Origin of the sequence: Inquilinus sp. KBS0705, assembly GCA_005938025.2 — a bacterium.
Taxonomy (GTDB): Bacteria; Bacteroidota; Bacteroidia; order Sphingobacteriales; family Sphingobacteriaceae; genus Mucilaginibacter.
In genome coordinates, this window is the sequence record VCCI02000001.1 from 2,126,401 (window position 1) to 2,152,010 (window position 25,610).

A 25,610-nucleotide genomic window follows, 5' to 3' on the forward strand; every position below is an offset into this window, starting at 1 on the left:
TTAATACCGATAGCTTGCAATATAATACTAATAAATTATCCTAACAGTTGCTTTACCACTTCCGATACTGTTTTACCATCGGCCTGGCCGGCAAGTTCTTTATTAGCAACCCCCATCACGCGGCCCATATCCTTAACAGAGGTTACGCCAAGGCGCTCTATCAACTGTTGTATATAGCCTTCAATTTCAAAACGGCTCATTTGCTGCGGCAAGTAGGGCTCTATTACATACATTTCGGCCATCTCTATCTCGTACAGATCCTCGCGGTTTTGCGTCTTGTAAATATCTGCCGACTCTTTACGCTGCTTTATCAGCTTTTGCAAAACTTTTATTTCGGCCTCCTGGGTTAATTCGTCAGCGGCGCCTTTTTCGGTTTTTGCTACTAATAATGCCGATTTAATGGCACGCAAGCCCCTAAGCCTGTCGGGTTGTTTGGCCAGCATAGCTTGTTTAATATCCTGGTCTATTTGAGTGATAAGAGACATCCTGTTTGTGATTTTAGATTTACGATCTTAGATTTTATTCTTATTTATGATTTCCACTTGTCAGTCTGAGCCCGTCGAAGACCTATCCAGTTATGCTTCGACAAGCTCAGCATGACATATATATTTTCACTTGTCAGTCTGAGCCCGTCGAGGACCTATCTAATTGTGCTTCGACAAGCTCAGCATGACATACTTTTTTTCATCTGCACATCTGTAATCTGCACATCTGCAAATCTACTTCCTGTTTATTACAGTTGCAGCCGCTTGCGCGGTAGGCATTATAGTTAGTTCGTTTATATTAACATGTGCCGGGCGCGATGCTGCAAACCAAATGGTTTCGGCTACATCCTGTGCTACTAATGGCTCAAACCCGTCGTATACCTTTTTTGCTCTGTCTTTATCGCCCTTAAAGCGCACTTCCGAAAATTCGGTTTCTACAGCGCCCGGGTGTACAGCGGTAACCCGTATGCCGTGGTTTACCAAATCAAGCCGCATACCTTTATTAAGCGCATCAACCGCATGCTTGGTGGCGCAATATACGTTGCCGTTAGGGTAAACCTCTTTCCCGGCTATCGACCCTAAATTAATAATGTGGCCAAAGCCATTATCTATCATCCAGTTGCTTACCACTTTGCTTACGTATAATAAACCCTTTATGTTGGTATCTATCATTGTTTCCCAATCGTCAATATCGCCCTTATCAATGGGGTCGAGCCCCTGGCTAAGGCCCGCGTTGTTTACCAAAACGTTTACCTGTTTCCATTCGGCGGGCAGGTTGTTAAGGTTATCAATAACGGCCTGGCGGCTGCGTACATCAAAGCAGCAAATCGCTATCTCTACATTGTACTTATCGTTTAGTTGCTGGGCAAGGCGTTCAAGCCGTTGCATACGGCGGCCGGTAAGTATTAAGTTAAAACCCTCGCGGGCAAAGGTATGTGCGCAGGCCTCGCCTATCCCGGCGGTAGCTCCTGTTATCAATGCAATTTTAGCCATAGGTATAATAACTATCCGCAGCGAAATTATGTTTTTTATTTTGTTGTACCCGATAAAAGAATGTAAAGCTTAGGTAACCATTACTCAAAGTAAAGGCTAAACATAATGGTATGCAGGCCAAGCGAGCTTATAGGGGTTGAATAGGGGTGATTTTCGGGAACCAGCATATTGGTAAAGCTGTTACTTAATTTTACTTCGGGCGATAGCTTAAAGTATTCAAAATAAATGTCAAAGCCAAAACCAGCCTCATACGATGAGTAGCTCTTTACATTTTTAACCGCTTTTTCAAGCGGACTTGCATTGGCATCGCTGTTTTTTTTGGAACCGATAGCATTCGAAAATTTGGCCCCACCTATTAAATAAGCCCTAACGTTACCCACACGATCAGACTTCAGCTTTAGCTGCAGCGGGAAATCAACTGTGGTGGTTTGTACCGATTTATCTACATCCTGCGATGGGGTTTTATAGGCATAACTAAGCGACCGGTCGGCAAACACCAAAGCCGGGGTAATACGTGCCTCTAAATGGTCGGTAAGGCGGTAGCGGGTTATAAACCCCACTGCAAAGCCGGGTAGTGTTTTTGAGCTGATGCTGTTTAACGAGTCGGTAATGTTTCGGTTCACATCAGCATCAAAATATGGTTTGCGCCAATCGGGCTTTTTTACAATTTTAAAACTGCTTTGTACAAACGAGAATGTAAAACCAAAACTCAGGTCGTTTTGGTCGGCGCCGCCACCGTATGCCTGCGCAAATAGCAAATTGCTGCAGCCCATCAATAAAATAAAGATGAAGTAGCGGGTTTTGATCATTTAATACCGGTATATATTGAACAGATACCAAACGCTAAAGGCCTGCTTTTGGTATGTTTAAAGCCTGCCTTATCCATTATAGCGGTAAAAGCCGCTCCATCAGGGAAGGCCGCTACCGACTCGGGCAGGTAAGTATAAGCCCTGGCATCCTTTGAAAAAAGCTTGCCAATACCCGGGGTAATATAATTAAAGTAGAATTGATAAAGCTGCTTTACGGGGAAGCCCTTTGGTTTTGAAAACTCAAGCACCACTGCTTTACCACCGGGTTTTAACACCCTGTATATATCGGTAAGGCCTTTTTCAAGGTCCTCAAAATTGCGTACGCCATAAGCCACAGTTACGGCATCAAACTCATCAGCCTCAAAGGGCAGCTTTTCCGAATCGCCGAGCCTTACTTCAAACTTATCAGATAGTTTGCGTTTCAATATCTTTTGGTCGGCAATATCCAGCATGCCCCGGGAGATATCTACACCGATGATCTTTTTAGGCTTAAGTATGGATAAAGCTTCAAAGGCAAAATCGCCGGTGCCGGTAGCCACGTCCAATATCAGCTGTGGTTTAAGTTCCTTCAGCTCGTTAATTGCTATTTTGCGCCAGATGATATCAATACCCAGCGACATAAAGTGGTTCAAAAAATCGTAGGTTTTTGATATATTGTTAAACATATCGGCCACCTGCTCTTTTTTGGTGCCCTGCTTGTCCTGGTACGGTGTTACAGTTTTGCTCATGTGTTGTGGCGGCAAAGATAACGGTTTTGGTTTAGTTGAAGTCACACCGTTGTAACTTGAGATTATTAAGTCCCTGTTTTTTAAACTTGGCATCGCAAGTTGCAGCATCAACATTAGCATAAAAAGGCTAATTTCAGCTAAATTAGTCTAAAAAGGCTAATCGTTAATGCTACTTACTTCACTATAAACCCTCAAATACGAACTCAATTATGAAATATTACGGGAAACCTATATCTTCACCGTACAACAAACCTAATGCTAATTCCATCATGAAAGAAGAAAACCCGGAAGCATCCCGCAGGGGCTTTATTAAAAAGCTGGCCACTACTGCCGCGGCAGTAACAGCAGGCAGCAGCTTAATTGCAGCAGATAAAAATCAAGGCAGTTTTCATTATCTGAAACAACAGTATAACCGCATTGGCGCTAACGACCAGGTGAACATTGCCCTGATAGGTGCCGGCGGTATGGGCTCGTCGGATACTAACACCGCCCTGCAAATACCCGGCGTAAAACTGGTTGCCGTATGCGATTTATACGATGGCCGCTTAAAAGACGCCAAAACCAAATGGGGTGCAGATATTTATACCACCAAAGTTTACAAGGAGATACTTAACCGTAAAGATGTAGATGCGGTAATTATAGCCACGCCCGACCACTGGCACCAGCAAATTTCTGTTGATGCTATGCATGCAGGCAAGCACGTTTATTGCGAAAAGCCGATGGTACACTCGGTAATGGAAGGCCCTGCAGTAATAAAAGCGCAGCAGGAAACCGGCAAGGTTTTCCAGGTTGGCAGCCAGGGTGTTTCCAGCTTAGGTAACGAGAAAGCCCGCGAACTGCTAAAATCAGGCGCCATAGGCGAATTAAACTACGCCGAAGGCTTTTGGGCACGCCGCGGCGCGGTAGAAGTTTGGCAATACCCTATACCCGATGATGCTTCAACACAAACGGTTGATTGGGAAACCTATATCAGCAACGCGCCAAAACGCCCGTTTGATTCAAAAAGGTTCTTCCGCTGGAGGAATTATACCGATTACGGTACCGGTATGGCAGGCGACTTATTTGTGCACCTGTTTAGCAGCCTGCACTTTATAACCGGCTCAATGGGCCCTAATAAAATATACGCGTCAGGCGGTTTACGCTACTGGAACGATGGCCGCGAAGTACCTGATGTTTTGCTGGGTACATTTGATTATGCTAAAGCTGCCGCACACCCGGCGTTTAACCTAAGCCTGCGCTGTAACTTTGTTGATGGCACCAGTGGCACTACCTACCTGCGCTTAGTGGGCAGCGAAGGTGCTATGGATGTTGAATGGGACAGGGTTACCCTTAAACGTAACAAGGTAATTGATAACACCGACCCTTTCTATATCGAAAAAATGAAACAAATGGGCCAGGCTACCAGCGGGCGCAAGCAAATGCTGCCACCCGAGCAAATAACCTTCGACGCTGAAAAAGGTTATTTGGGCGGCCCTTACGACCACATGAACAACTTTATAACCGCTATACGTACCAACGGCAAAGTAACCGAGGATGCTATTTTTGGCTATCGCGCGGCTGCCCCTGCCCTGCTATGTAACGATAGTTACTTTAAAAACGCCCCAATGTTTTGGGATCCTGAAAAAATGAAAATGGTGAAATCATAATATTTATATGCAGCATAAATTAAAAACCTTAAGCCTTGCAGCAGCTATGGCTTTTACCTTTGCGCAAAGCTTTGCACAGGCAAAAAAGGGCCAGTGGGTAAGCTTGTTTAATGGTAAGGACCTTACCGGCTGGCACAGCTTTAATAAGACCACGCCGGTACAAAACTGGGAAATTGAAGATGGCGCCCTGGTTTGCCTTGGCGCGGTAAAAGGCACCGATACCGGCGGCGACATTATTAGCGATGGCCAGTACGATAACTTTGAACTTACCTGGCAATGGAAGATTGACAAAGCCAGCAACAGTGGCGTTTTATACCATGTTGTTGAAGACAAAAAGTACAATGCCAGTTATGTGACCGGCCCCGAGTACCAGATAATTGATGATATTGGCTGGGTACCTGATGTTTTAGAAGAGTGGCAAAAAACTGGTGCCGATTATGCCATGCACATCCCCAACGATCAAAAAAAGATAATGCCCGTTGGCCAATGGAACACCAGTAAAATTGTATTTGACCACGGCCATGTAGAGCACTGGCTAAACGGCAAAAAGATACTAGAGTTTACTGCCTGGGATGCCGACTGGCAAAAGAAAAAAGCCGAAGGCAAGTGGAAAGACCACCCCGAATACGGCCTGGCCAAAATAGGCCACATTGCCCTGCAAGACCACGGGCATAAGGCCTACTTTAAAAACATAATGCTAAAGCAATTGTAACAATTAAAATTACAGCATTGACAACTTTTTAAAAGAAGTTGTCAATGCTTGGTTATCGTTATTTTTTCCGTGAACTTTTTGGTCACTTAAATTGTAAAATACGCCTCCAAAATAGGCCGAAAATCTCATCATGAAAAATCACCCCGCCTGGCTTTTTCTTTTTTAGTACTTGTATTAATGGAATATAATTTTATATTAGTTAACCAATCAGGGACAAAAAAAAAGAATAGATCTCCCCATAGCAACCAAAAAAAGTGGAAAGCTTTAAGTAAGGCTGTGGAATACAAAGAGGGATAAAAAAAGAGGCTACCTTTAAAGATAGCCTCTTTTTATTAATAAAATTTTGGTAGTGGGTTTAGCTTAGTATCCTGCCTTTGATGCCAGTATGGGTATATTGGCGGCACCTCACTTGCCGCATCCAGCTTCTTAATTTGGTCGATAGTAAGGCTCCATCCTACTGCGCCAAGGTTTTGCTTTAGCTGCTCTTCGTTACGGGCCCCAATAACAATATTAGCTACTGTCGGCCTCTTTATCAGCCAGTTAATGGCCACTTGCGCTACCGATTTGCCGGTTTCTTCGGCTACCTCGTCTAATACATCCACAATCTTATAAAGGCGCTCAAAATCAGTTTCGGGGCCATGGCTGCCACCCTGGCTACGTCGGTTATCCTGCGGTATAGGCTGCCCCCTGCGGAACTTACCTCCCAACTGGCCGGATGCCAGTGGGCTCCATACAATGGTGCTCACTTTTTGGTCGATACCTAAAGGCATAAGTTCCCATTCAAATTCCCTGTCTAACAGCGAGTAATATGCCTGGTGGCCTATATATTTGGCCCAGCCATAACGCTCGGATACAGAAAGTGATTTCATTAAATGCCAGCCCGAAAAGTTGGAACAGGCAATGTAACGTACTTTACCGCTGCTAATTAGGTCATCTAAAGCACGCAGGGTTTCCTCAACAGGTGTGTTACCGTCAAAGCCATGCATGTGGTAAATATCTATATGATCTGTTTGCAAGCGGCGCAGGCTATTCTCGGCCGATTTAATAAGATGAAACCTTGATGAGCCTACATCATTGGCATCGTCACTCATCCTAAAAGTAGCCTTGGTAGATATTAAAACCCTGTCGCGCAGGCCTTCCAGCGCCTGGCCTAATATCTCTTCAGATGTGCCGTTTGAGTAAACATCCGCCGTATCAAACATGTTTACGCCCGCGTCGAGGCAAAGGCCTACCATCTTCTTAGCGTCGTCCAGTTGGGTATTGCCCCAGGCTTTAAAAAACTTGTTAGTGCCGCCAAATGTAGCAGTACCAAAACTAAGCACAGGCACCTGTAAACCCGAGCCGCCTAATTGTCTGTATTCCATAGTGTATGAATTTTGATGTAAGCAGTATTTTTCATCCCTACAAGTTCAAATCTAGCTGATAGCGACCAAACTTATATCATATAAAAACCATAAAGAAAATTAACCCTTATAGTCGTTTCTCGTAAACATAAAAACTTAATCCGGGCCTAAACGCAAGGGTTATTTCGCCGCCAAATGTGTAACCCACCTTGGGGAAAAGCCTTTGGGTTGCAGCATTTTGGCTATTAGTATCAACACGTACTAAATTAATGCCACGCTCTGCAGCCACCTTATCTGCCTGTAACAGTAAAGCCTCTGCAATGCCCTTACCCCTATGCCGCGGACTAACCGCCAGCCTGTGTGTAACAATAGCCGTTTCGCTAGTATCCCAGCCAACCTGCTCATATTCGGGATATTGCTCGGTAGTGATAGCCGTAACCCCGGCTATATCTCCCTCAATATCAGCTACCCATAGTTGGCCAAGCTCAATATCCTGCCTAAAAACATCAGGGTTAGGGTAAGTGCTATCCCACTGCATATTGCCTGCAGCACGCATTAAAGGCACCACCTCGGCTATGATCTGCATTATCTGAGGTATATCTGTTAGGGTTGCAAGTCGTATGACCATATATAACTGATTATCTGCACATCTATTAATGATTATGCTTTTTATGAATGTCCTTAACCAGGCAAAGCTTCTTAATTTCATCTATACGGATAGAGAACGGCGCGTACTTTAAACGGTTACCCACCATCTCGGTAACATTATCCGAATGGGCTATAACCTCCTCGGGGTTATCGCTGGCTAACAGGCGTTTATACATGCGGTAATCGCCCCATTCAATATAGTAAACCTCGCCGGGAAGTATCTTTTTATCAGATATTATCTTTAAAGCCACCCAACAGCCGTTTTCTAAGTAAGGATACATAGAATGCCCCCAAACCGGCAAGGCAAAATCACATTCCTCAATACCCGGAAAATTCATACGCCCTACCGGGTGAGCATCATTAATATCGTTGTAAACCTCAACACCCGAGGCAGTTGCAGTTATCTCATACATCGGTATACCTTCCTCACGCAACACAGAAACTACAGGCTTCTCCGTATATTTTTTACCACCTAATAAATCTCTGTATTTTTCTTTAAAAACTCTTAATTTCTCAGGATCAATATTTTGCCTGCTCTTAATAATTTCGGTAATAGAACTTGCCGAATTAAAGCCAAGCGTCTCGGCCAGCTCCGAATTATTGCTAAAAGCTTTCCCCCGTAATTGATTATATAAAATTATAAACTCCAGCGTTTCAGGGCGTACCGTTTTAATTTTATTAGGCTTTAATGAGTCTTCCATATCACACAGAATTATTTTACAATTTTTTCTTGATTATAATAAAGATATTTCTTTATATTTGTCCCGTTATACAATGCTAATGTAACACAAAATATTTACAAAGCAAATTATTACTTAAAGAAATTAAAGAAAAAATAAATAAAAAATTATGTACATCGCTTACTCCGCCCTTCGCCCCCAAACCAAAAATGGTAAAATCAAAAACCTCGATCAGAATTTACAACACCGCATCCGGGCCTACCAGGCCACCTGCCAAAAATATAAGCAGCAGATAATCGAAATACAAAAATACATGCCCGGCTGGTTGCCGCCTTTTGAGGCCAAGGGATAAAGCCCAAACGCAACTCCACAACAACTATCAACGCAACCGACCAATAAACAAACAAACAGTAAAAAAATAAACTCATGAAACTATCTCAAAAACTAAAAGACCAGCTATGGTGGCTCATCATATCTGTTGATTACGACTACAGCCGCATAAGCATTGCCGAACACGACCTGGCCGACGATACCCTAACCCTTTGGCTGGAAGACAAACACGATTTTAAGAACTCTCTTGACGAATGCCTGTTACTTACCCTAACCGCCAAACAGTTTGCCAAAGTAATTAAAGACGAAAACCTGAACAGCTACGAGGGTAACAGACTACACCCTAACAAACAGTTTGTTTACAAAACACGCGTACAGATAAGCGAAGCCCTTACCTGGTACCGCGACGACGCCAGCCCTACCGAGCAAACCTGGGCCCGCGAAGCAGCCCTGCGCAATGTGCTTACCTACCTGGTAGAGAACGAAACCTTTGATTAATATTATGCCATATAGCATATATAGCATAAACTGGAATTGCTTTAGATGTTCAGATGATTTAGTGCCAAAAATGACGGTATTGAAAATGGGAGTGTTTACTTACTCTTCACCAGCCTGTCTATCTCCTGCTCAACCTCAACAAGTTCCTCGGTTTCGCTAAGGGCTTCGGAAGGTTTGGTGGCGTAGCTTAGCTTGCGGAAACGCCAGATGGCAAAGGCAGGCTCCTGGTAACGGTTTATAAGTTTAAAGAATTTGGGAAAGTTGTGTACCTCATCCAACAATACACCGGTTACAATACCATTGTTGTCCAGTATCTCGCGGATGGTATACTCCTTGTCCCTGGTTATCCATATTTCAAAATCGCGGCGTATTTCCTCGCTTTTGTCTGGATCAATTTTATCGTTTATGCAAATTACCTTATCACCCGGTTTCATAACAGCAAAGTTAAAAAGCTTATTTTAACAAACGGTCATAAAGGCGTTATTGTTTGCAAATATGGTGTATCGGTTGCTATTCAAAGATGATCACCGTATCACAGTATCCTTAGCATTAGTTAAAGTGATCCGGAGACTTTTGACTTTAAACTTTTAACTTCCACCTATCCCGCCGGCATCGATACATAAAACACAGTACCCCCATCGGGGTGGCTTTCAAGCCATATGCGGCCGCCTTGCAGCTCAGTAAACTCTTTACATAGTAGCAGGCCCAGGCCCACACCACGCTCGTTGTTAGTACCAAAGGTTGATTGTGCCCTTAACGAGAATAGCTCGGCCTGTTTTTCGGCAGATATGCCGATGCCGTTATCCCGGATGATCAGCCAGCACTCGGCACCAATTTGTTTGGCTTTAAAAGTTACCTGGCCACCCTCTGGTGTAAACTTAATGGCGTTGCTAAGCAGGTTGCGTATAACCATCTGCAGCATATCGTTATCGGCTATAATTTTAACATCCCAGTTTAGCTGGGCGGTTAGGGTGATGTTCTTTTTAAGCGCGATGGCTTTTTCAAGCTCGATGGTGTTATACAGGGCGTCGCGCAGGGTAATGTAGCCCAGCTTAACGTTTACACCATCCATTTGCGCCTTTGACCATACCAGCAGTTTGCCCAGCATATCAATGGTGCTGCGAGTAACTTTTAACAAGTCGCCCTCTACCATTTGCCTTTCGGTGGTATCCAGTTCATATTCTGTAACCAGTTCCAGGTAGTTTTGAATATTGCTTAAAGGCGAGCGCAGGTCATGCGCTATGATAGACATAAGCTTATTACGCTCGGAGTTGATGCGTTCCAATTCCTGGTTTTGCTGTACTATCTGGTGGTTTTTTAACTCAATGGCTGCGGCCTTATCGGCTGCCGACCGCTTTTCAACCTCGTAGTTATGCCTTAAATAGTTTACGGTGTAATACAACACAATCACTACCACCGCATAAGCGGATGAAATATCCCAGTAACGCGCCTGGCGGCTGCTGTATGTATCGGGTATAAAATGCGGGTAATAATACTCTATAAAATGCAGGCTCAGCATAATAAAGATGTTGATGGCTATCCACACCTTTTGCTGATTTTTGGGCACCACGCAAAGTATCAGAAATATGCAAAGCCCCATTAGCAAATCCGACGGGCCCAGCGTGCCCGAATTGAGTACAAAGTTGGTGATGAAAAGCAGGTTGCCCAGCGCCGTGAAAATAATAATGGTAGATTGTATTTTACCTAAAAGCGCGAACGATAGTAAAGTGCAGTAAACCCAATACAGGCTACTAAACTAAGCAGCCCAACAGTAGGTAACCCAATAAGGTAATTAAACGGAACGTTATAGGCAAGTGCCAGTACGGCAATTATACACAACGAGTGAAATATCCTGTATTCTAACGGAAAATCTGACGAAGACCCGGTTAACCTGATCCATCGGCGTTTTATACTTCCAATAAAGCCCAATTTTTATCAATAGCATTGTAGTGCTACACAAGCTTACAAAGAAAAAACCAAAAAAATGGCTATTAGGGCAGGAAAGGAGTTAATTTACTATTATATAACTATTAGTAAACCAAAAATTAACTGAAATTAAAAAAGCCCGGGCTTTTGCCAGGGCTTTAAAAATATTGTAGCGCTTTTGTATTAGTTGCGGCTAAAACCTCTGTTATTACCGCCACTGTTAAACCCCGGGCCTTTATCCTCGGCTATGTTAACAGTAATACGTTTGCCGTAATAGCTTTGACCGTTCATGCACCTTATTGCTTCCTTAGCTTCATCTTCGTTCACCATCTCAACAAACCCAAAACCCCTACTCTCTTTTGTTTCACGGTCTTTAACTATTCTGAGCGACTTAACCGGCCCAAAATCACCAAAAACCGCATTTAGTTCGGCCTCACTTACTTCCAGTGGAAGGCCTCCAATAAATACTTTCATTAATCTCCTTTATTTTTGTGTAAAGGTACGTAAAAAAGGCGGTTTTTTAAAGGATGGCGGTAGGATTGATGGGCTTGTAAGATGTTTTTTACAATGCAGTGTCAATATATAAGCTTGCTATTTTATCAGTAGTTCAAAGCTGCCCTCAACAGGGTAAAGGGTAGAATTTTCTTTACCGTTTTTAGAAAAGTAAGTGCTGAAAGTACCCTTGGCCAATACCTTTTTTTGCCGGTATACCGATAGTTTTATCTTGCCGGCATCATCTGCTTCTGCATAAGGTGTTAGGGTAAATTGCTCGGCATGCAATTCATCAGGCTTAAATAAAAGCTGTGCTCCTGCAACATTTTTTTTAACCCTAGATGCTGCTGAACCCTTAGAGCTAATACCAAAGCTTAGCGTATGCGCCTTGTTAATGGCTGTTATACCAAAATAGCGTTCTTTATTTATCACCATGTTTACAAACGCAACCGAATCTGTAGTGGCATCAAAGGTGTAAGTACTGTCTTGCAGCTTAAAGGTTACCTTTCCCGAGTCGGCCAGGAAGTTATCCGGAGCGCCAACGTCGCTGATAGCACTATCGGCGTTCATGGCAGATTTACGCTTATCCAGCTCCTTTTCGCCGGTATCTTTTTGGCATGAGGTAGCCATAACCGTGAGGAGCATAACAAGATAAATACACCAGCTTGTAAACCTTTTTGCTTGCATAGGTATAATAATGTTATAAAATTATGAAAATTTACCGATTGCAACAACCCCGGCGAATCCAAACAACTGTTATTTTAACATTTTTTAACGTTATATATTAAACGGAAGCCGGGCATAAAAGGTTTGCTGCCGAAAAAGTAAAAATGTAGCGTATCAAACTTATTACATGCACGGCGGCACATCAGCTTTACAAGTTAACTCAACCCCTGCCCCCTTTCTATTGGGCAGAGAGGGGAACTTCTTTTATATTACCCCTCTTTCCGCGCAGCGGAGAGAGGGGTAACAAGCGCAGCGATGTCGGGGTGAGACAACGGCGCGGCATATCCGCCCGGCGAGTTAACTCACCCCCTGCCCCCTCTTTACGCAGTAGAGAGGGGAGCTTTAGTTTCTTAACCCTCTTTCCGCAAAGCGGAGAGAGGGTCGACGAGCGCAGCGATGTCGGGGTGAGTCAACGGCACGTAGGACAAGCGGCATATATCGCCGGGAGATTGTTACTATGTTAATCAACGGATCGCTATAACTATTATACAAAAAATAAATCTAAAAATATTAGCAATTCTAAAATATATTCACTACATTTGTATATACTTTATGCCAATCGGCATATTATACATAAACTAACCATTTTATGAAACACTACTTAACAGCAAGGGATTGCACAGCCCTTATTGATGCCTATTTTGTGCGCATTAAAGGCAAATACTATAATCTTAAAGGCAAAAAAGTTTACACTATAACACCCGAACCGCCAACCTTTACCGGCCTGGCCGCGGCACTTGGCTTTAATAGCCTCGCCGATTTTGAAGAATACCTAATTAAAGGCGCAAACGCCGACATTGTGAAACGGGCTAAGTTAAAAGTGGAGATCGAATACGAAAAACGCCTGCACCAGCCATCGGCCACTGCCGCAATTTTTGCCTTAAAAACCATGGGCTGGAAAGAGAAGGCTGCAGATACCCCTGAACAATTAACAGACAACCCACAAATAGAGATAGTGATATCGGGCCCCCACCCTGCCGCTACCGAAAAGGATGTACTGATAGATGAATAAGCACGCTATTGCCCATTAAATTACTACCAATATGTCTACCTTATTTTACAAACAAACAGCCGCCCTGTTTAAATACAATTATGATGCAAGCGCGCAGGTTGTTGTTAACCAGGGTGGTACCAGCTCAGGTAAAACATACGCCATACAGCAGGTATTGTTTTGCCTGGCCTACGAGACCCCCAAACAGGTTATTACCGTTGTTGGGCAGGATATACCTAACCTTAAAAGCGGTGTACTGCGCGATGCTAAAAGCATACTGGCCGAATCGCCTTCACTGCAACGCGCCATCAAAAAATTTAACAGTACCGATAGGGTATTTGAATTTTGGAACGGCAGCATTATAGAGTACAAGAGCTATGCCGATGCGCAGGATGCCAAATCGGGCAAGCGCGATCACCTGTTTATAAACGAAGCCAACGGCATTAAATGGGGCGTGTACCACGAATTGGCCCTGCGCACCCGTAAGCGTATTTTTATTGATTATAACCCTAACAGCAGCTTTTGGGTACATAACAAGCTGATAGGGAATGATGGCGTACAGCTTTTTATATCGGACCATAGGCACAACCCCTTTATTACCGACGAGCTACGCCAAAAGATAGAAGCACTTAAATACGAAGATATAGAATTATGGAAGGTTTATGCCCGCGGGCTTACGGGCAAAATAACCGGCCTTGTATTTAAAAACTGGTACGTGTGCGATGCCATACCACCCGATGCCAAATTATTGGCTGCAGGGCTTGATTTTGGCTTTACTAACGACGAAACCGGATGCCTGCTGGTTTATAAGCAAAACGGCGAGCTATGGGTTGATGAAGTGCTGTATAAAACAGGCCTAACCAATACCGATATATCAAAAAAGCTTTTAAAGGCAGGCATAAGCCAAAGTACCGAAATTATTGCCGATAGCGCCGAACCAAAATCGATAGAGGAGCTTAAGCGATTGGGCTGGTACATAACCGGCGCAAAAAAAGGTGCCGATAGTATTAACAACTCTATAGATATTTTAAAACGATACCGCATTAACGTAACCCGTGGCAGTGTTAACCTGCGTAAAGAATTGGACAAGTATAAATGGAAAACCGACGCAACCGGTAAAAGCCTTAACACGCCCATAGATACCTGCAACCACCTGATAGACCCCCTGCGTTATGTAGCACTGGGCAAACTAAAAATAAAGGCCGGTAAAGGCATCAAAAGCAGGCTGCCCGCCCCCCCGCCCCCTGAAGGGGGAGTTTTTGAAGAACTAATTTCTTATTAATTGATATAAAAAACCATTCCCGTGGATAACTCCCCCTTCAGGGGGCAGGGGGCAGCATATGATAGAAAAAACACTTAAAACCATTGATGATAAATTGCCTGTGCGCATACCATCGGCCTTGCACGAGGTTACGCTGGGGCAAATGATGGCCCTGCAGGATAGTGCGTTGCTTACCGACCTGGATGCTATAAGCATACTATCGGGCATACCACTTACCGATCTGCAAAACGTGCGTGATGCAAACGATTTCGCGGTATTTGCCGATGCGGTGCTGGGCTTATCGCAGCAGATAAAATATTTGTACAATAGCGATACCATCCCAAAAAAGATAACGCTGCGTATAGATGGCAAGCCGGTAACAGTAAGCGTTATAAAAAACTTAGCAGTAGAGCCCGCGGGTGCCTTTATGGCCGCTAAAGACATTATAGCCGACGAGATAGCCGAACACATTAAACAAACCGGCGAAGACAACTGGCAGAAGCATTTTAACCCATCGCTTAAGGCTTGCTGCAAGGTATTGGGCTATTATTTTTATTGCCGCGCCACAGGCAACCGATACGACGAATATGCCGCCGCCGCTTTTACCGAAACCATTAAAACACTTGGGGTAACGGAGGCACTGCCCATAGCCAAACATTTTTTTATGAACTATCCCGCCTTATCGAAACCGAGAACAAGCTGCTGGCATCGGCTGCTACAGCTCTGGAAAAGCGGGCGGGCATACAAGCTTTCGAAAAGTTTAAATACATCAACACCATTAACGCCTTAGCCGGCGGCGATGTAACCAAATGGGCCGCCGTACTTGCACTACCCTACGAGCGCGTACTCACCAAGCTACTGCTCAACAAAACCGAAGCGGAATATCAGCGGAAATATAGCGAGGTGGTAGCCCCCTAACCCCCCAAAGGGGAACTTAATATTTAACATAACATCCCTGTAACTGATAACCTTAATTGCTCCCCCTTCAGGGGGTTGGGGGGCCAAAACAACACCATGCGTAACCAAATAAACGCCATTGCGGATAGCCTGAGCGCCTCGCCATCCTTTTTATACGGCACCGAAAATGAATTGAACACCCTGGCAGATGATGCCGCCTTTCCCTGTGTAATGCTTTACCCTTTGCAGCCCATAGTGGTATCGCCGCAGGTAAATGGCTCGGTAAATAACGTATTTAGCCTGTACCTGGAGTTTTTGTACAAAACCGAATTTGGCCAATACACCGCCGAAAACGAAACCTATGTGCAGCAGGCCCTGCAAATGGCCAACGAGTTTATGGTAAAGGCGGCCAAATACCGCGACGGCGATGGCCGTTACTTCCGCGTTAAGGCAGGCGAAAAGGCCAAATGTGTGCCAGTTTACAACAAGTTTGATGTAAACACCACCGGTATTGGCCTCACCATCACCCTAACCACCATGTATTCCGATCTGATCAGCTAAAATCAACTAAACCATTAATTACCACCATGGCATTAATCCCCAGAATAAACATCAAATACCTGTCTACAACCGGCACCGGCTTTTTTGGCATTGTTAGCATACAAATTTACGACAGCAATACCGGCCAGTTTGCCAATGGCAACGGCATAGCGGTTACCTATCAGCAAACCATTAATTCGTACATCGATAGCTATACGGTATACATATCGGGCGAGAGTTTGAGTATCTACAACGGCAAACTGGACGACAGCGACCCCTTAAACCCTTATTACACCGATTTTAAAATAACCGGCTTTAACACCAGCCCCCCACCTGATACCAACCCCGAGCCCGCTGCACCCAATTGCGACCTGGCTATACAAAAGGTGACCATTAACCAGGCCGAATCGGCACCGGGCGCAAATAATGCGCGGATAACCGTACAGGCTACATCAAGCAACGGCCCCATCACTTATAGTTTGGATGATGATAACTACCAATCGTCGGCCACATTTACCGGCCTTAGCGCGGGTTTTATAACCGTATACGCCAAAGATGGCGACGGCTGCAAAACACAAACGTACGTTACGGTACCGGTGGTAAAAAACTTGTTGCTTAGCGGTCCTTCGGTAACCCTGCACGGCAACACCTCGCGCTGGAACGCGGCGTTTAACCCGGTGATTTTTACCTATCAGCGGAAAGATTTTAGCATAAGCGCCGCAGCTTTAGATAGCGTTACCCAAAAAGTGCGTTTAACTGTAAATACCAATGTTAGCACGGTAGTAAGCGGCGATATGGTATACGTAGAAACTAATAAATATACCGGCACCTACAAAGTTTTGGGCAATAACGGATCCACAGGGCTTATTATTGATGCAGCTTATACCGGTACGGCTACGGGTTTTATCAACATTAACCGCCTTAGACCATATTACAGTGTGGCTACAAAAATCACCTTTACCGATAAAATAATAGGCATACAAAGCAGCATTACGGCCACCAACCGCCCCGATGGCAAAGGCATTACCCGGGCAGATATCTCAAACTTTTTGCAAAGCCTTTTACGCGCTGCCGATGCCAGCGATTATACCCAGCCCTACTATAACGATAGTAACCTGTGCGCCGGTTATACAATAGCCTACGCCGAGCAATGGGACGAGGGCGGCGAAACGCAAACATCGGGCTTTGTAAACATACCCGACCCTTACTACGTAGTTTATGCCGCCCGACAATTAGGGCAGGCCAACGGCGGTAATTTGCTGGAGTATGTGCCCTTTTTAACTACAGTAACCGGCACCCCTAAAGCCAAATGGCTAAGCGACTTTACCGAACCGGCCTACAGCAACGGCTACCCTTTTGATATCGGCTTTATTTACAGCGATGAACTGGACGGCAACAACGTATACTGCGAAATTGTACCGCTTGATATTAACCGCAAGCCCCTGGCCCTGCCCGCCGGCGACAGCCATTATTTAAACAACAGTGGATCATGGTTATTAAGCGAGGATGGCAGCAAGCTGGTATTGGCGCGCAACACCATACAAAACCTGCCCATCTCCGGCAGCGCGGGCCTAAACCGCATGCTGATAGATACAAGCTTTGGCGATGAGGTATATTTTATCAACATCACCCTTAAATATAACGATGGTGGCACTGTACGCGCTATCACCCAAACCCAAACCATACGGGTAGACGATGCCATTGACGACCAGTCGGTTTACTTGCGGTGGGTGGGTTTAACAGGAAGTTGGAACTACTATCGCTTTGTTTTTAACCAGGAGGTTAGCCTCGATGTCCAAAACGCTACCATCATTAAAAGCTACGTACTGGATTGGGAGAACCAGGAAGGCATTGAAGAGGTAATCAGCAAAACGGCGGGGCAAAAAATGAAGGTGATAGCCGAAGACCTCTCCGTAGCCGATATTAAGGGGCTGCAGTCTATCAAGTACTCGCCCAAGGTGCAAATAATGGTGAACAAAAACCCGGTAAAGTGGCAAACCATCGTCATTAATACAGCCACCTACAGCGAGTACGAAACCCGCAACGGCCGGGCACCTTTTAGTGTAACGTTTAATTTACCGGCTATAAATGTGCAGGGGCAGTAGGAAGTAGTTTGTAATTACTTAAATCTATTGTAATGACGATCTTCCACAAAACGTTGGCCCTCGAACGGCACATCCCAATGTAATATCATTTCAGCATCAGATATTTTAGCAATGGTAAAAGTATCCCTTTCCATGTAAGCGTTATCAATAAGCCTTTCAAGCATTAGCTTATTATTGACTATTTTATAATTAAATGGAATTCGCTGAGAATACTTACCGCTCCCATCACTATTAAAAGTTAAATAAATATATGCTGGCTCGGAAAAAACAAATGTAGAATCATATGTAGTGACACCATTCTTAACTAACTGTCTCCTTGTATCACCAGGACTCCAATTGCCCACTATTTTTTTTGGATAACTGTCCTCCTTTTTACAGGCAGCAAAACCAAAAGTTATTAAGCAGATGAATATTAGGTATTTGTATTTCATGTAAAAAGGTTAACTGGTTCTAAAGGTTTATTTTTTCCAGGTAACGTCTACCACCCAATGACGCTTAGGATTAATATAATCTTCACCATGACTTAAAGTCATTTCCGCGCTGCTTAATTTTAATATAATATAAGTATCTTCATAAGGTGTCCCTGATTCAGTGGTATGTAACATAAGGTTTAAGTTATTGCCTTCAATTTTGTAAGTAAAGTCATTTTTTGCAGCACCAATCCCATCCGCAGGATGCTTTTCGCCGGTTCCGTCAGCATTAAATAGAAAGTAATTTCCAGCACTGGCTCCGGCAATTACAACTGTATCACTAATCTTAACTCCGGTAGTGTCAAATACCTGGCGTCTAATTTCTTTTATACGCCATTTGCCAATTATTTTTTTTGGATAACTGTCCTCCTTTTTACAGGCAGCAAAGCCTAAAGCTAACAAGCAAATAAACAGCAAGTACTTGCTTTTCATCTATAATGATCTGGTTAATAATTTACGCTAACATAATCAATTTCTTAAAGAATTATCGCCCCAAATAAAAAAATGAACACCCTCCAACTATACCTAAACGACCAACTGGTTGATACCGCCGACGATAGCCCTATTGCCCTTACCTTCCAGATCAACAACCTGGCCGAGGTAAAAAATCAGCAGGGCAATACCAGCAACCAGTTTAGGCTGCCTTTAACACAGCGCAACCGGCAAATACTGGGTTTCCCGGATGATGTGGCCTTTACCACCAACCTGCCCTATACTAACTACCAGGCCAAAATTGTGCAGGACGGTTTAGAAATAGTGCCTTATGGCATAGCCGTTTTAAACGAGGTGGAGCAGGATAGCGCGGCCATTACCGTACTAAGCGGCAATGTAGATTTTTTTGATGCCATTAGCGGCAGTATTTACAATATGGGCGATAAAACAACGCCCTATGGAGCTAAACAACCCTTTTTGCCCTACCAGCATACCTGGAATGTAGATAATGTAGTTAAATCGCAAACACATACCGAAGGCTGGATATGGCCCGTGGTTGATTATGGCAACCTGGTATATAATTTTGCCGGCGATTGCGAGGTAGATGTGCGCCACCTGCGCCCCGGCTTTTTTATTAAAACCGCTATCGACCTGATGCTGGCTACCAATGGCTACAAAGGCACCGGTTGGTTACTAAGCAACCCTTTATACCCCCTGCTAATAGCCCAGTTTAGCAATAGCAGTTTTGAGCATGGCAGCGATTACCAAAACCAGCCTAACCAAAACGGTCTGCAAACGGCTATTGCGCTCAACTATGCAGTAAGCCATATCCCAAAGGAAGACAACATTCGCGTTATACCCTTCCCGGCGGTAAATGCCGACCCGGCCGGCCAGTTTTCGGGCACGGTGTTTACGGCAAAGCAAATAAGCACAGTTGATGTAAAGGTAACCATACCTAAAATACGTTTCCAGGGGCGGGTAAATAGTAAGGACCCGTCGGCACTACGTATTTTTATTAAAGTAAATACTACCGGTAGCGAAGTAACCCTAACCGAATCCCGATTTGACCTTGCCGACCCTTATGAACGGCTGAGTGGCACGGGCGGTGGTATTGTGGGCTACAAAGACACTCAGAATACCGTTATATCGGCCACGGTTGACCTATCCATTGGCGACCAGCTAAGCGTTTGGTATGAATTTACCGGCGACCGCCCCGCCTACTTTACCATTTACGCGGGGGCTACTTTAGAGGTTACCCCCACTAAACAGGGCGTGCTTTACGGCCAGGAGGTACAGTGCGAGCGCATTTTCCCCGATATCAGTCAGAAGGATTTGCTGAAGGATGTGTTGCAGCGCTTTGGCATTATTTGCCAAACCGATACCAATACCCGCACCATTAACTTCGCGTCGTTTCGCGATATTGTGAATAATATACCGGTAGCCAACAACTGGACAAAAAAATGCATCGATCAGGGTAAGACCGTCAGCTTTCAGCTGGGTAATTACGCACAGGTAAATTACCTAAAGTATAAAGAGGATGATGCCGTGCTGCCCAAAGGCTTTGCCGATGCGCAGATAAACGTAGCCGATAAAACCCTGCCCGCCACTGCCGACCTACTGGAGAGCCAGTTTGCCCCCACCCTAAATCGCCCTTATATTGGCGGCAGCATTGCCCAAATAAAAATGGCCGACGAGAACGGCGATTTTAACACCGGCGTATCGCCCCGTATACTGATAGACCAAAAGCTAAAACTGCCCGAGTTTAAAACCATTAAATTTACCGACGGCAATGCCGCTAATGATATACCGGTAAACGATTGGATATCTGTACCCTATTTTGCCAAAACCGGCGGCCAGTATAGCCTGCTATGGGATGAGCTGCGCAAACAATACTACCCCGAACTGGAGAAGATATTACAGCAAACCAAAAAAGTGGTGCGCTACTTTATGCTAAGCCCCCGCGATATTTTAGAGCTGGACCTGCTGATACCCATTTACCTGCAGCAGGATGGCGCCTACTACTACATTAATAAAATAGACAGCTGGCGTAAGGGCCAGCCGGTAAAGGTAGAGCTGATGAGGTTGTAGGGTGGTGATTGGAGGTTGGTGATTGGGGGTTAAGGGTTTAGGGGCTATTTTGAAACTGCTCAAATGAGCTTAAAGTTTTTAACAACCACTTGCTTTTAACAAACCAGTTTTTTATATTTACCAATAATATTAGCAAACCTAAATTAATCGTTATTATGTCAATCATGAACAACCCGGCTACCAAAAAAAAGAAGGGTTCCAGAGTTACTTTAGCTGTACTAGCTGTTTTAATTGTAACAATATGTACAGGTTATTACTATCGTGATTATCTACTTTTAAAATATTATGACTTTAAAACTAACCCTTTCACATCTAATTCTAACGTTTATGCGCCCGGCGGAATGGTCAATTCCATCGGGAAATATGGCTCTTTCAAGATAACTTTTTACCGGATTATTCGTCCTATAGGCCCAAATGAAATTGATAGGTTGCCATTATCTGCAGATCAAAAAGCGTTAGCTATACAAAGTATTAAAACCAACAGAAAATCTTATATTATTAGGTCTAATTGTTATATAAGTACCGATAGTCTTTGCAAATATAAAACGGCATGTATTGGCAAATATAAAGGAAGTAATATTTTACTCGAAAACGAAAACGAAGACTATTACCCAAATACATTCTATGAGATATTACCAAATAAAAAAGCGCTCATACAAGGTGATCTTAAAATCAATGACTTACCTATCGGTTATGTTTGGGCTGACAATAAGTATTACATCCCCCCCTTTGATGTAACTAATCAGGAATTAAAAAAATTCAGAACGATCAAATAAATAAAATAGTAGTAAAATATACATTCAAATTAATCATGCATATTCCAATTAACATATAAAACATAATAACTACTGCAGAACAAACAAACGCCGGTATTACCGGCGGCAACATTAAAAAAGCACAGGAGTATAAAACCGCGCTCAACGAATTACAAAAAGCAGTTATGGATAAGTATTAATTACTTACAGCATAAAGTCGTTTTATACCGCACCTCAATTATTTAAGAACCACTTGCTTTTAACAAACCAGTTTTTTATATTTACCAATAATATTAGCAAACGTAAATCAATGTTAACAGATAGTAGCTCTTATCCCAAAAAAAAATATTTCTTATATATCTTTATCGCTATAGTTTTTCTTGCAGCTATTGGCTGGATAAATAAGGATTTGGTAATGCGTTATTATCATTATTCTAAAATCCATCACTTTGGTACGGGCGATAGTGTTTACGCACGAGACAAGGTTTTTAAAGACACATCTTTTAAAGCCATTACGCTATACAGATTGTTAAGGCCCCTTACAGACAAAGATATAGATGAAGCTAATTTGGATAACGGCAAAAAAATGTTAGCCAGGCAAGGCCTGAATAACTCTTCTGATCTGAAAATAGTTTCATCAGGTGCTGTTATATTATTAGATAATTTACGGAAAAATAAAAATCGTTTACTTGGCATATTTAAGGATAAGGTTTTTATTACAGATATCGCTCATACAGGCGAAAAACTAACGTTACTTTTGTATAGCACAGAACCGGTAAAAAATATTTTAGCGGAAAAATACCTTATTCCCGGAGATGTACCTCCCGGCTATATTTATGCCGATAAAAATTATTATATCATGTACTGGGATACCTCGGACAAATAAAACCGAAAAATAAAACATAATTAACAAAACGATAATTTTATGCCAAATGGCATATAAAACATTTAAACATGGCAGACCAAACTAATAACCCGATTACAGACGATAACATCAAAAAAGCTAAAGATTATAAAGATGCTTTAGATAATTTAAAAGGATCCATAAACGGATTAAATAGTAAACTACCGGAATTTGCTGATGGTATAAAAAGTGGTTTAAAAGCGATTGGTGAAAAGTTGCCGGATGTAGTAGATTCATTAATAAAACTTAACGCACAAAATAAAGAGCTGGCCGAATCCGGTCAGAAGCCAAAGAGCATTTTAAAAGAATTAGCTTCATCCATGTTTTCGTGGAACGCCATAATTTCCGTTGGGGTTACTTTATTAGCGTCTTACAGCGGGGCAATTATAGATTGGGTAAGCAATCTTTTAAAGGGCGAGACGCGGTTAAGTTCTTTTGGCAAGGCTATGAAAGATAATGCTATCATTACAGATGGTATAATACAAACAAGAATAAAAGGAACACAATCTGCACAGGCCGAACTCACCGCTCTGAATAGTTTATACCGGGCTACACAAAATCACAACTTATCTTTGGAAGATAGAAAAAAAGTAATAGGAGCGTTAAGAGAGCAGTGGCCGCAATCATTCAAAAATACCAGCGATGAAACTATAATTGCCGGTAAAGCAGGCGATGCCTACAAATATCTAAAAGAACAAATATTAGCTACTGCGTATGCTGAAGCATATAAAAATAAAATTACTGCAAATGCAACACGCTCTATAGATAATGAACAAAAAATAACGACCGAAAGAGCAAATAATTTAACCTTATTAAGTAAGCGAGAAAGTCTCGAGAAGGAAATAGATGAGCGAAAAGTAAAAATAAAAAATGAACTTGATAAAAAAATGTTTGACAAATCTTCTCGAGTATTGTATGGTGATATATATAAGCTTAACGAACAAATTGAGGCAAGTGATAAAATTATTTACAATTTGTTTACCGATAATGACTTGTTGAATAAACAAAATCGAAAATTTGAGCAAGGAATTGATACGATGGTGGAAAAGTACGGTACAAATACCCTCACGGATAACAAAAGCACCAATACTACTACATCAACTACTAAAACGGGCAATAGCCCTGACGCTGTACAAAATTTCCGCGGGAAAAGTGATTCGCATCAGAATAGCCAGCCGGGCATGGAGCTTATTAAAATTTCAGATTTTATTAGCGCAAAATTTGAATTGCAAATCAATAGTTATAAAAAAGAAACGGATGAGCTCAAAAAACAGCGGGAGCAAAAAATAATAAGCCAGGATGAATATTATACTGAAAGTCGCAAACTCGAAGAAAAATATCGCCTTGGCATTGGCGAACTTGTAAAAATATGGAACGAGGATGACCTGGAAAAAACCTTACAACACCAGCAAGATCTTGTAGAAGCACAAAAACAAAGTGAACTCATCAGCAGTGACGAAAAAGCTATAAATAATGCCTTGGTGCCCGGAAGTAAGCTTGAAGCAGAAAAGAAACTAATTACAGATAAGTACAATTTTGAGATACAGAAAGCTGCCGAAGCAGGGCAAGACACAGCTGAGATAAGAAAGCAATATGAACAAGAAATTACAGCCACTATCCAACAATACGAGCAGCAGCGTAAGGAGTTTGCCTTAAACACGGCGCAGCAGGTGTCTGATAAGGCCTTCTCTATCATCAGCAATAACATTAAAAGCCAGAGTGATGCCAAAATAAAGGGCCTGGAGGCACAAAAAACCAGCGAGCTAAGCAACACCAGCCTTACCGCCACACAACGCAAAGCCATTGAGGATAAGTACAAGCAAAAAGAGGCGCAGGAGAAAGTGAAGGCCTTTAAAGCCGAGCAGCGTGCTTCGGTACTGCAGGCCATTGTAAACGGCGCGCTGGCCATTACCAAGGCAACATCGCAAACAGGCATACTGGCGCCATTTGTTATACCGGGCATTATTGCATCTACCGCTCTGCAGGTAGCCACCATAGTGGCCCAAAAACCACCTGCTTATGCCAGGGGCGGGCACTTCGTGTCCGACGGTCGCGGGGCGGTTTTGCCCGGCTATAGTCGTACCGATAATACCAATGCCTTTTTGCGAAGCGGCGAGGCGGTGGTGGTGTCTGAAGCCATGCGCAACCCCTGGGCCCGCAACCTGGTAAGTGCCATAAACGTGGCCCACGGCGGCAGGGATTTTTCGGTACCCAATACCGGTAGGGGCTATGCCATAGGCGGTATTTACACCGATGGCGGTAACGCCAACCGCTACTACAACCAGACTGTTAACGATATACAGGACATGGCCAACACCCTGGCCTACCAGATGATCAACAACTTCCCCCCTATTTATGTGGACGTGAAGGACGTAAACAACCAGCAAAACATACTGGCCCAAACGGTTAACAGGGTGAACCTGTAAGGTGCAGAGGTAAGAGGTAAGAGGTAAAAGGTGAAAGCTAAAAGGTAGCTGCAATTGTTCATAGATCATAGTTGATGGTTCATGTCAATTGCCGATTCAACTAAAGAAGCTACCATGATCTATAAACCATCAACTATGAACTTATAAACACCAACACATGAACATCCAACTTGCCAACACCCTGTTTGATGAAGGGGTATTTTCGGCCATGTATAAGGCCGGTTTTATTACTACCAAGGTTTTTTTGTACCGCGAGATATTTTTATGGATAAACGCGCAAATGCAAACCCGCGGCCTAACCAAGTACCAGGCCGTATTAGAAGCCGAACTAAAATTTGATAAAGATAAACGCACTATTTGGCGCGCTTTGGATAGTTTCGACGGCATGTGACAAAATAGTGTCACGAACTATTTGAGAACTTATCCCGACATTTGTTATATACCAGTTGTCTGAACCATGATTTACTTGATTTAAAGATTACAGGATGTAAGGATTTCACTCAAGGGCATCAGGATAATCCCATAAATCAAGGTTCAGACAAAAACCAACCATGTGACAAAATAGTGTCACGAACTATTTAAAACATTATCCCGACCTTTGATTTATGCCAATCGGCATACAAAACCAATAGCTATCTCAACCTTGATTTTCCTGATTAAAGGAGGCAAGGATTTCAAATCAAGCGCATCAGGATAATCCCATAATCACCGTTCAAGCGAACCAA

General features: G+C 43.3%; 26 protein-coding genes and 1 pseudogene. 14 read left to right on the plus strand and 13 right to left on the minus strand.

Going from position 1 to position 25,610, the window contains the following annotated elements:
* Window positions 1-35: 35 nt before the first annotated feature.
* From FFF34_009325 to ubiE, 4 genes are all read right to left on the minus strand, one after another.
* A complete protein-coding gene (locus tag FFF34_009325) occupies window positions 36-485 on the minus strand; it encodes a GatB/YqeY domain-containing protein (GenBank protein TSD67571.1) in 450 nt (149 codons plus the stop codon).
* A 234-nt stretch (window positions 486-719) separates the two neighbouring features.
* Window positions 720-1,478 (minus strand): SDR family NAD(P)-dependent oxidoreductase, encoded by a 759-nt coding sequence (locus FFF34_009330; protein ID TSD67572.1) that lies wholly within the window; start codon window positions 1,476-1,478, stop codon window positions 720-722.
* 80 nt (window positions 1,479-1,558) lie between these two features.
* Window positions 1,559-2,287, minus strand: coding sequence for a PorT family protein (locus tag FFF34_009335; protein TSD67573.1), 729 nt, complete (start codon window positions 2,285-2,287; stop codon window positions 1,559-1,561).
* Entirely contained in the window at window positions 2,284-3,015 is a 732-nt protein-coding gene (gene ubiE, locus FFF34_009340; protein ID TSD67574.1) for a bifunctional demethylmenaquinone methyltransferase/2-methoxy-6-polyprenyl-1,4-benzoquinol methylase UbiE, read from the minus strand. The genes FFF34_009335 and ubiE overlap by 4 nt, the downstream gene beginning before the upstream one ends.
* A 269-nt stretch (window positions 3,016-3,284) precedes the next feature.
* Here ubiE and FFF34_009345 point away from each other — a divergent pair, with 269 nt between their 5' ends.
* Together FFF34_009345 and FFF34_009350 are read left to right on the plus strand one after the other, a co-directional pair.
* The gene (locus tag FFF34_009345) at window positions 3,285-4,661 is read left to right on the plus strand and encodes a Gfo/Idh/MocA family oxidoreductase (GenBank protein TSD67575.1); all 1,377 of its coding nucleotides are present in this window, start codon (window positions 3,285-3,287) and stop codon (window positions 4,659-4,661) included.
* A 7-nt stretch (window positions 4,662-4,668) separates the two neighbouring features.
* The gene (locus FFF34_009350) at window positions 4,669-5,373 is read left to right on the plus strand and encodes a DUF1080 domain-containing protein (GenBank protein ID TSD67576.1); all 705 of its coding nucleotides are present in this window, start codon (window positions 4,669-4,671) and stop codon (window positions 5,371-5,373) included.
* Window positions 5,374-5,705: 332 nt separating this feature from the next.
* On the opposite strand, the gene FFF34_009355 is transcribed toward FFF34_009350, so the two are convergent.
* The 3 genes from FFF34_009355 to FFF34_009365 all read right to left on the minus strand — a co-directional run bounded on the left by FFF34_009355 (window position 5,706) and on the right by FFF34_009365 (window position 8,065).
* On the minus strand, window positions 5,706-6,737 hold the full coding sequence (locus FFF34_009355; GenBank protein ID TSD67577.1) for an aldo/keto reductase: 1,032 nt from the start codon (window positions 6,735-6,737) through the stop codon (window positions 5,706-5,708).
* 106 nt (window positions 6,738-6,843) lie between these two features.
* A complete protein-coding gene (locus tag FFF34_009360; GenBank protein ID TSD67578.1) occupies window positions 6,844-7,344 on the minus strand; it encodes a GNAT family N-acetyltransferase in 501 nt (166 codons plus the stop codon).
* A gap of 25 nt (window positions 7,345-7,369) precedes the next feature.
* A complete protein-coding gene (locus tag FFF34_009365; GenBank protein ID TSD67579.1) occupies window positions 7,370-8,065 on the minus strand; it encodes a S24 family peptidase in 696 nt (231 codons plus the stop codon).
* A 148-nt stretch (window positions 8,066-8,213) separates the two neighbouring features.
* On the opposite strand from FFF34_009365, the gene FFF34_009370 reads away from it, so the two are divergent.
* Together FFF34_009370 and FFF34_009375 are read left to right on the plus strand one after the other, a co-directional pair.
* Entirely contained in the window at window positions 8,214-8,396 is a 183-nt protein-coding gene (locus tag FFF34_009370) for a hypothetical protein (GenBank protein TSD67580.1), read from the plus strand.
* 74 nt (window positions 8,397-8,470) lie between these two features.
* A complete protein-coding gene (locus FFF34_009375) occupies window positions 8,471-8,872 on the plus strand; it encodes a hypothetical protein (GenBank protein TSD67581.1) in 402 nt (133 codons plus the stop codon).
* 95 nt (window positions 8,873-8,967) lie between these two features.
* On the opposite strand, the gene FFF34_009380 is transcribed toward FFF34_009375, so the two are convergent.
* The 4 genes and pseudogenes from FFF34_009380 to FFF34_009395 all read right to left on the minus strand — a co-directional run bounded on the left by FFF34_009380 (window position 8,968) and on the right by FFF34_009395 (window position 11,920).
* Window positions 8,968-9,306, minus strand: coding sequence for a hypothetical protein (locus FFF34_009380; GenBank protein ID TSD67582.1), 339 nt, complete (start codon window positions 9,304-9,306; stop codon window positions 8,968-8,970).
* 164 nt (window positions 9,307-9,470) lie between these two features.
* A pseudogene (locus FFF34_009385) lies at window positions 9,471-10,801 on the minus strand (HAMP domain-containing histidine kinase).
* A gap of 180 nt (window positions 10,802-10,981) precedes the next feature.
* Window positions 10,982-11,272 carry an RNA-binding protein gene (locus FFF34_009390; protein TSD67583.1) on the minus strand — a complete coding sequence of 97 codons (291 nt, stop codon included), beginning with the start codon at window positions 11,270-11,272 and terminating at the stop codon, window positions 10,982-10,984.
* A gap of 117 nt (window positions 11,273-11,389) precedes the next feature.
* The gene (locus FFF34_009395) at window positions 11,390-11,920 is read right to left on the minus strand and encodes a hypothetical protein (GenBank protein TSD67584.1); all 531 of its coding nucleotides are present in this window, start codon (window positions 11,918-11,920) and stop codon (window positions 11,390-11,392) included.
* A gap of 685 nt (window positions 11,921-12,605) precedes the next feature.
* Between FFF34_009395 and FFF34_009400 the strand changes: the two genes are divergently transcribed.
* From FFF34_009400 to FFF34_009420, 5 genes are all read left to right on the plus strand, one after another.
* Window positions 12,606-13,028 carry a hypothetical protein gene (locus FFF34_009400; GenBank protein ID TSD67585.1) on the plus strand — a complete coding sequence of 141 codons (423 nt, stop codon included), beginning with the start codon at window positions 12,606-12,608 and terminating at the stop codon, window positions 13,026-13,028.
* Between the two features lie 31 nt (window positions 13,029-13,059).
* A complete protein-coding gene (locus FFF34_009405) occupies window positions 13,060-14,289 on the plus strand; it encodes a terminase (protein ID TSD67586.1) in 1,230 nt (409 codons plus the stop codon).
* A gap of 58 nt (window positions 14,290-14,347) precedes the next feature.
* Entirely contained in the window at window positions 14,348-15,058 is a 711-nt protein-coding gene (locus tag FFF34_009410; protein TSD67587.1) for a hypothetical protein, read from the plus strand.
* Between the two features lie 224 nt (window positions 15,059-15,282).
* Complete coding sequence (locus tag FFF34_009415) at window positions 15,283-15,726, plus strand: hypothetical protein (protein ID TSD67588.1); 444 nt, start codon at window positions 15,283-15,285, stop codon at window positions 15,724-15,726.
* A 26-nt stretch (window positions 15,727-15,752) separates the two neighbouring features.
* Window positions 15,753-17,810: a hypothetical protein gene (locus FFF34_009420; protein ID TSD67589.1), complete on the plus strand. Its 2,058-nt coding sequence runs from the start codon at window positions 15,753-15,755 to the stop codon at window positions 17,808-17,810.
* A gap of 14 nt (window positions 17,811-17,824) precedes the next feature.
* Here FFF34_009420 and FFF34_009425 read toward each other — a convergent pair whose 3' ends face one another.
* Both FFF34_009425 and FFF34_009430 read right to left on the minus strand, forming a co-directional pair.
* Window positions 17,825-18,241: a hypothetical protein gene (locus FFF34_009425; GenBank protein ID TSD67590.1), complete on the minus strand. Its 417-nt coding sequence runs from the start codon at window positions 18,239-18,241 to the stop codon at window positions 17,825-17,827.
* A gap of 27 nt (window positions 18,242-18,268) precedes the next feature.
* Window positions 18,269-18,712, minus strand: a complete 444-nt coding sequence (locus FFF34_009430) for a hypothetical protein (GenBank protein ID TSD67591.1) — start codon at window positions 18,710-18,712, stop codon at window positions 18,269-18,271.
* A gap of 72 nt (window positions 18,713-18,784) precedes the next feature.
* On the opposite strand from FFF34_009430, the gene FFF34_009435 reads away from it, so the two are divergent.
* From FFF34_009435 to FFF34_009455, 5 genes are all read left to right on the plus strand, one after another.
* Window positions 18,785-20,800, plus strand: a complete 2,016-nt coding sequence (locus FFF34_009435; protein TSD67592.1) for a hypothetical protein — start codon at window positions 18,785-18,787, stop codon at window positions 20,798-20,800.
* 164 nt (window positions 20,801-20,964) lie between these two features.
* Window positions 20,965-21,576, plus strand: coding sequence for a hypothetical protein (locus FFF34_009440; protein ID TSD67593.1), 612 nt, complete (start codon window positions 20,965-20,967; stop codon window positions 21,574-21,576).
* Between the two features lie 289 nt (window positions 21,577-21,865).
* A complete protein-coding gene (locus tag FFF34_009445) occupies window positions 21,866-22,441 on the plus strand; it encodes a hypothetical protein (GenBank protein TSD67594.1) in 576 nt (191 codons plus the stop codon).
* Window positions 22,442-22,509: 68 nt separating this feature from the next.
* Window positions 22,510-24,885, plus strand: a complete 2,376-nt coding sequence (locus FFF34_009450) for a hypothetical protein (protein ID TSD67595.1) — start codon at window positions 22,510-22,512, stop codon at window positions 24,883-24,885.
* Window positions 24,886-25,042: 157 nt separating this feature from the next.
* Window positions 25,043-25,276 carry a hypothetical protein gene (locus FFF34_009455; GenBank protein ID TSD67596.1) on the plus strand — a complete coding sequence of 78 codons (234 nt, stop codon included), beginning with the start codon at window positions 25,043-25,045 and terminating at the stop codon, window positions 25,274-25,276.
* Window positions 25,277-25,610 lie beyond the last annotated feature (334 nt).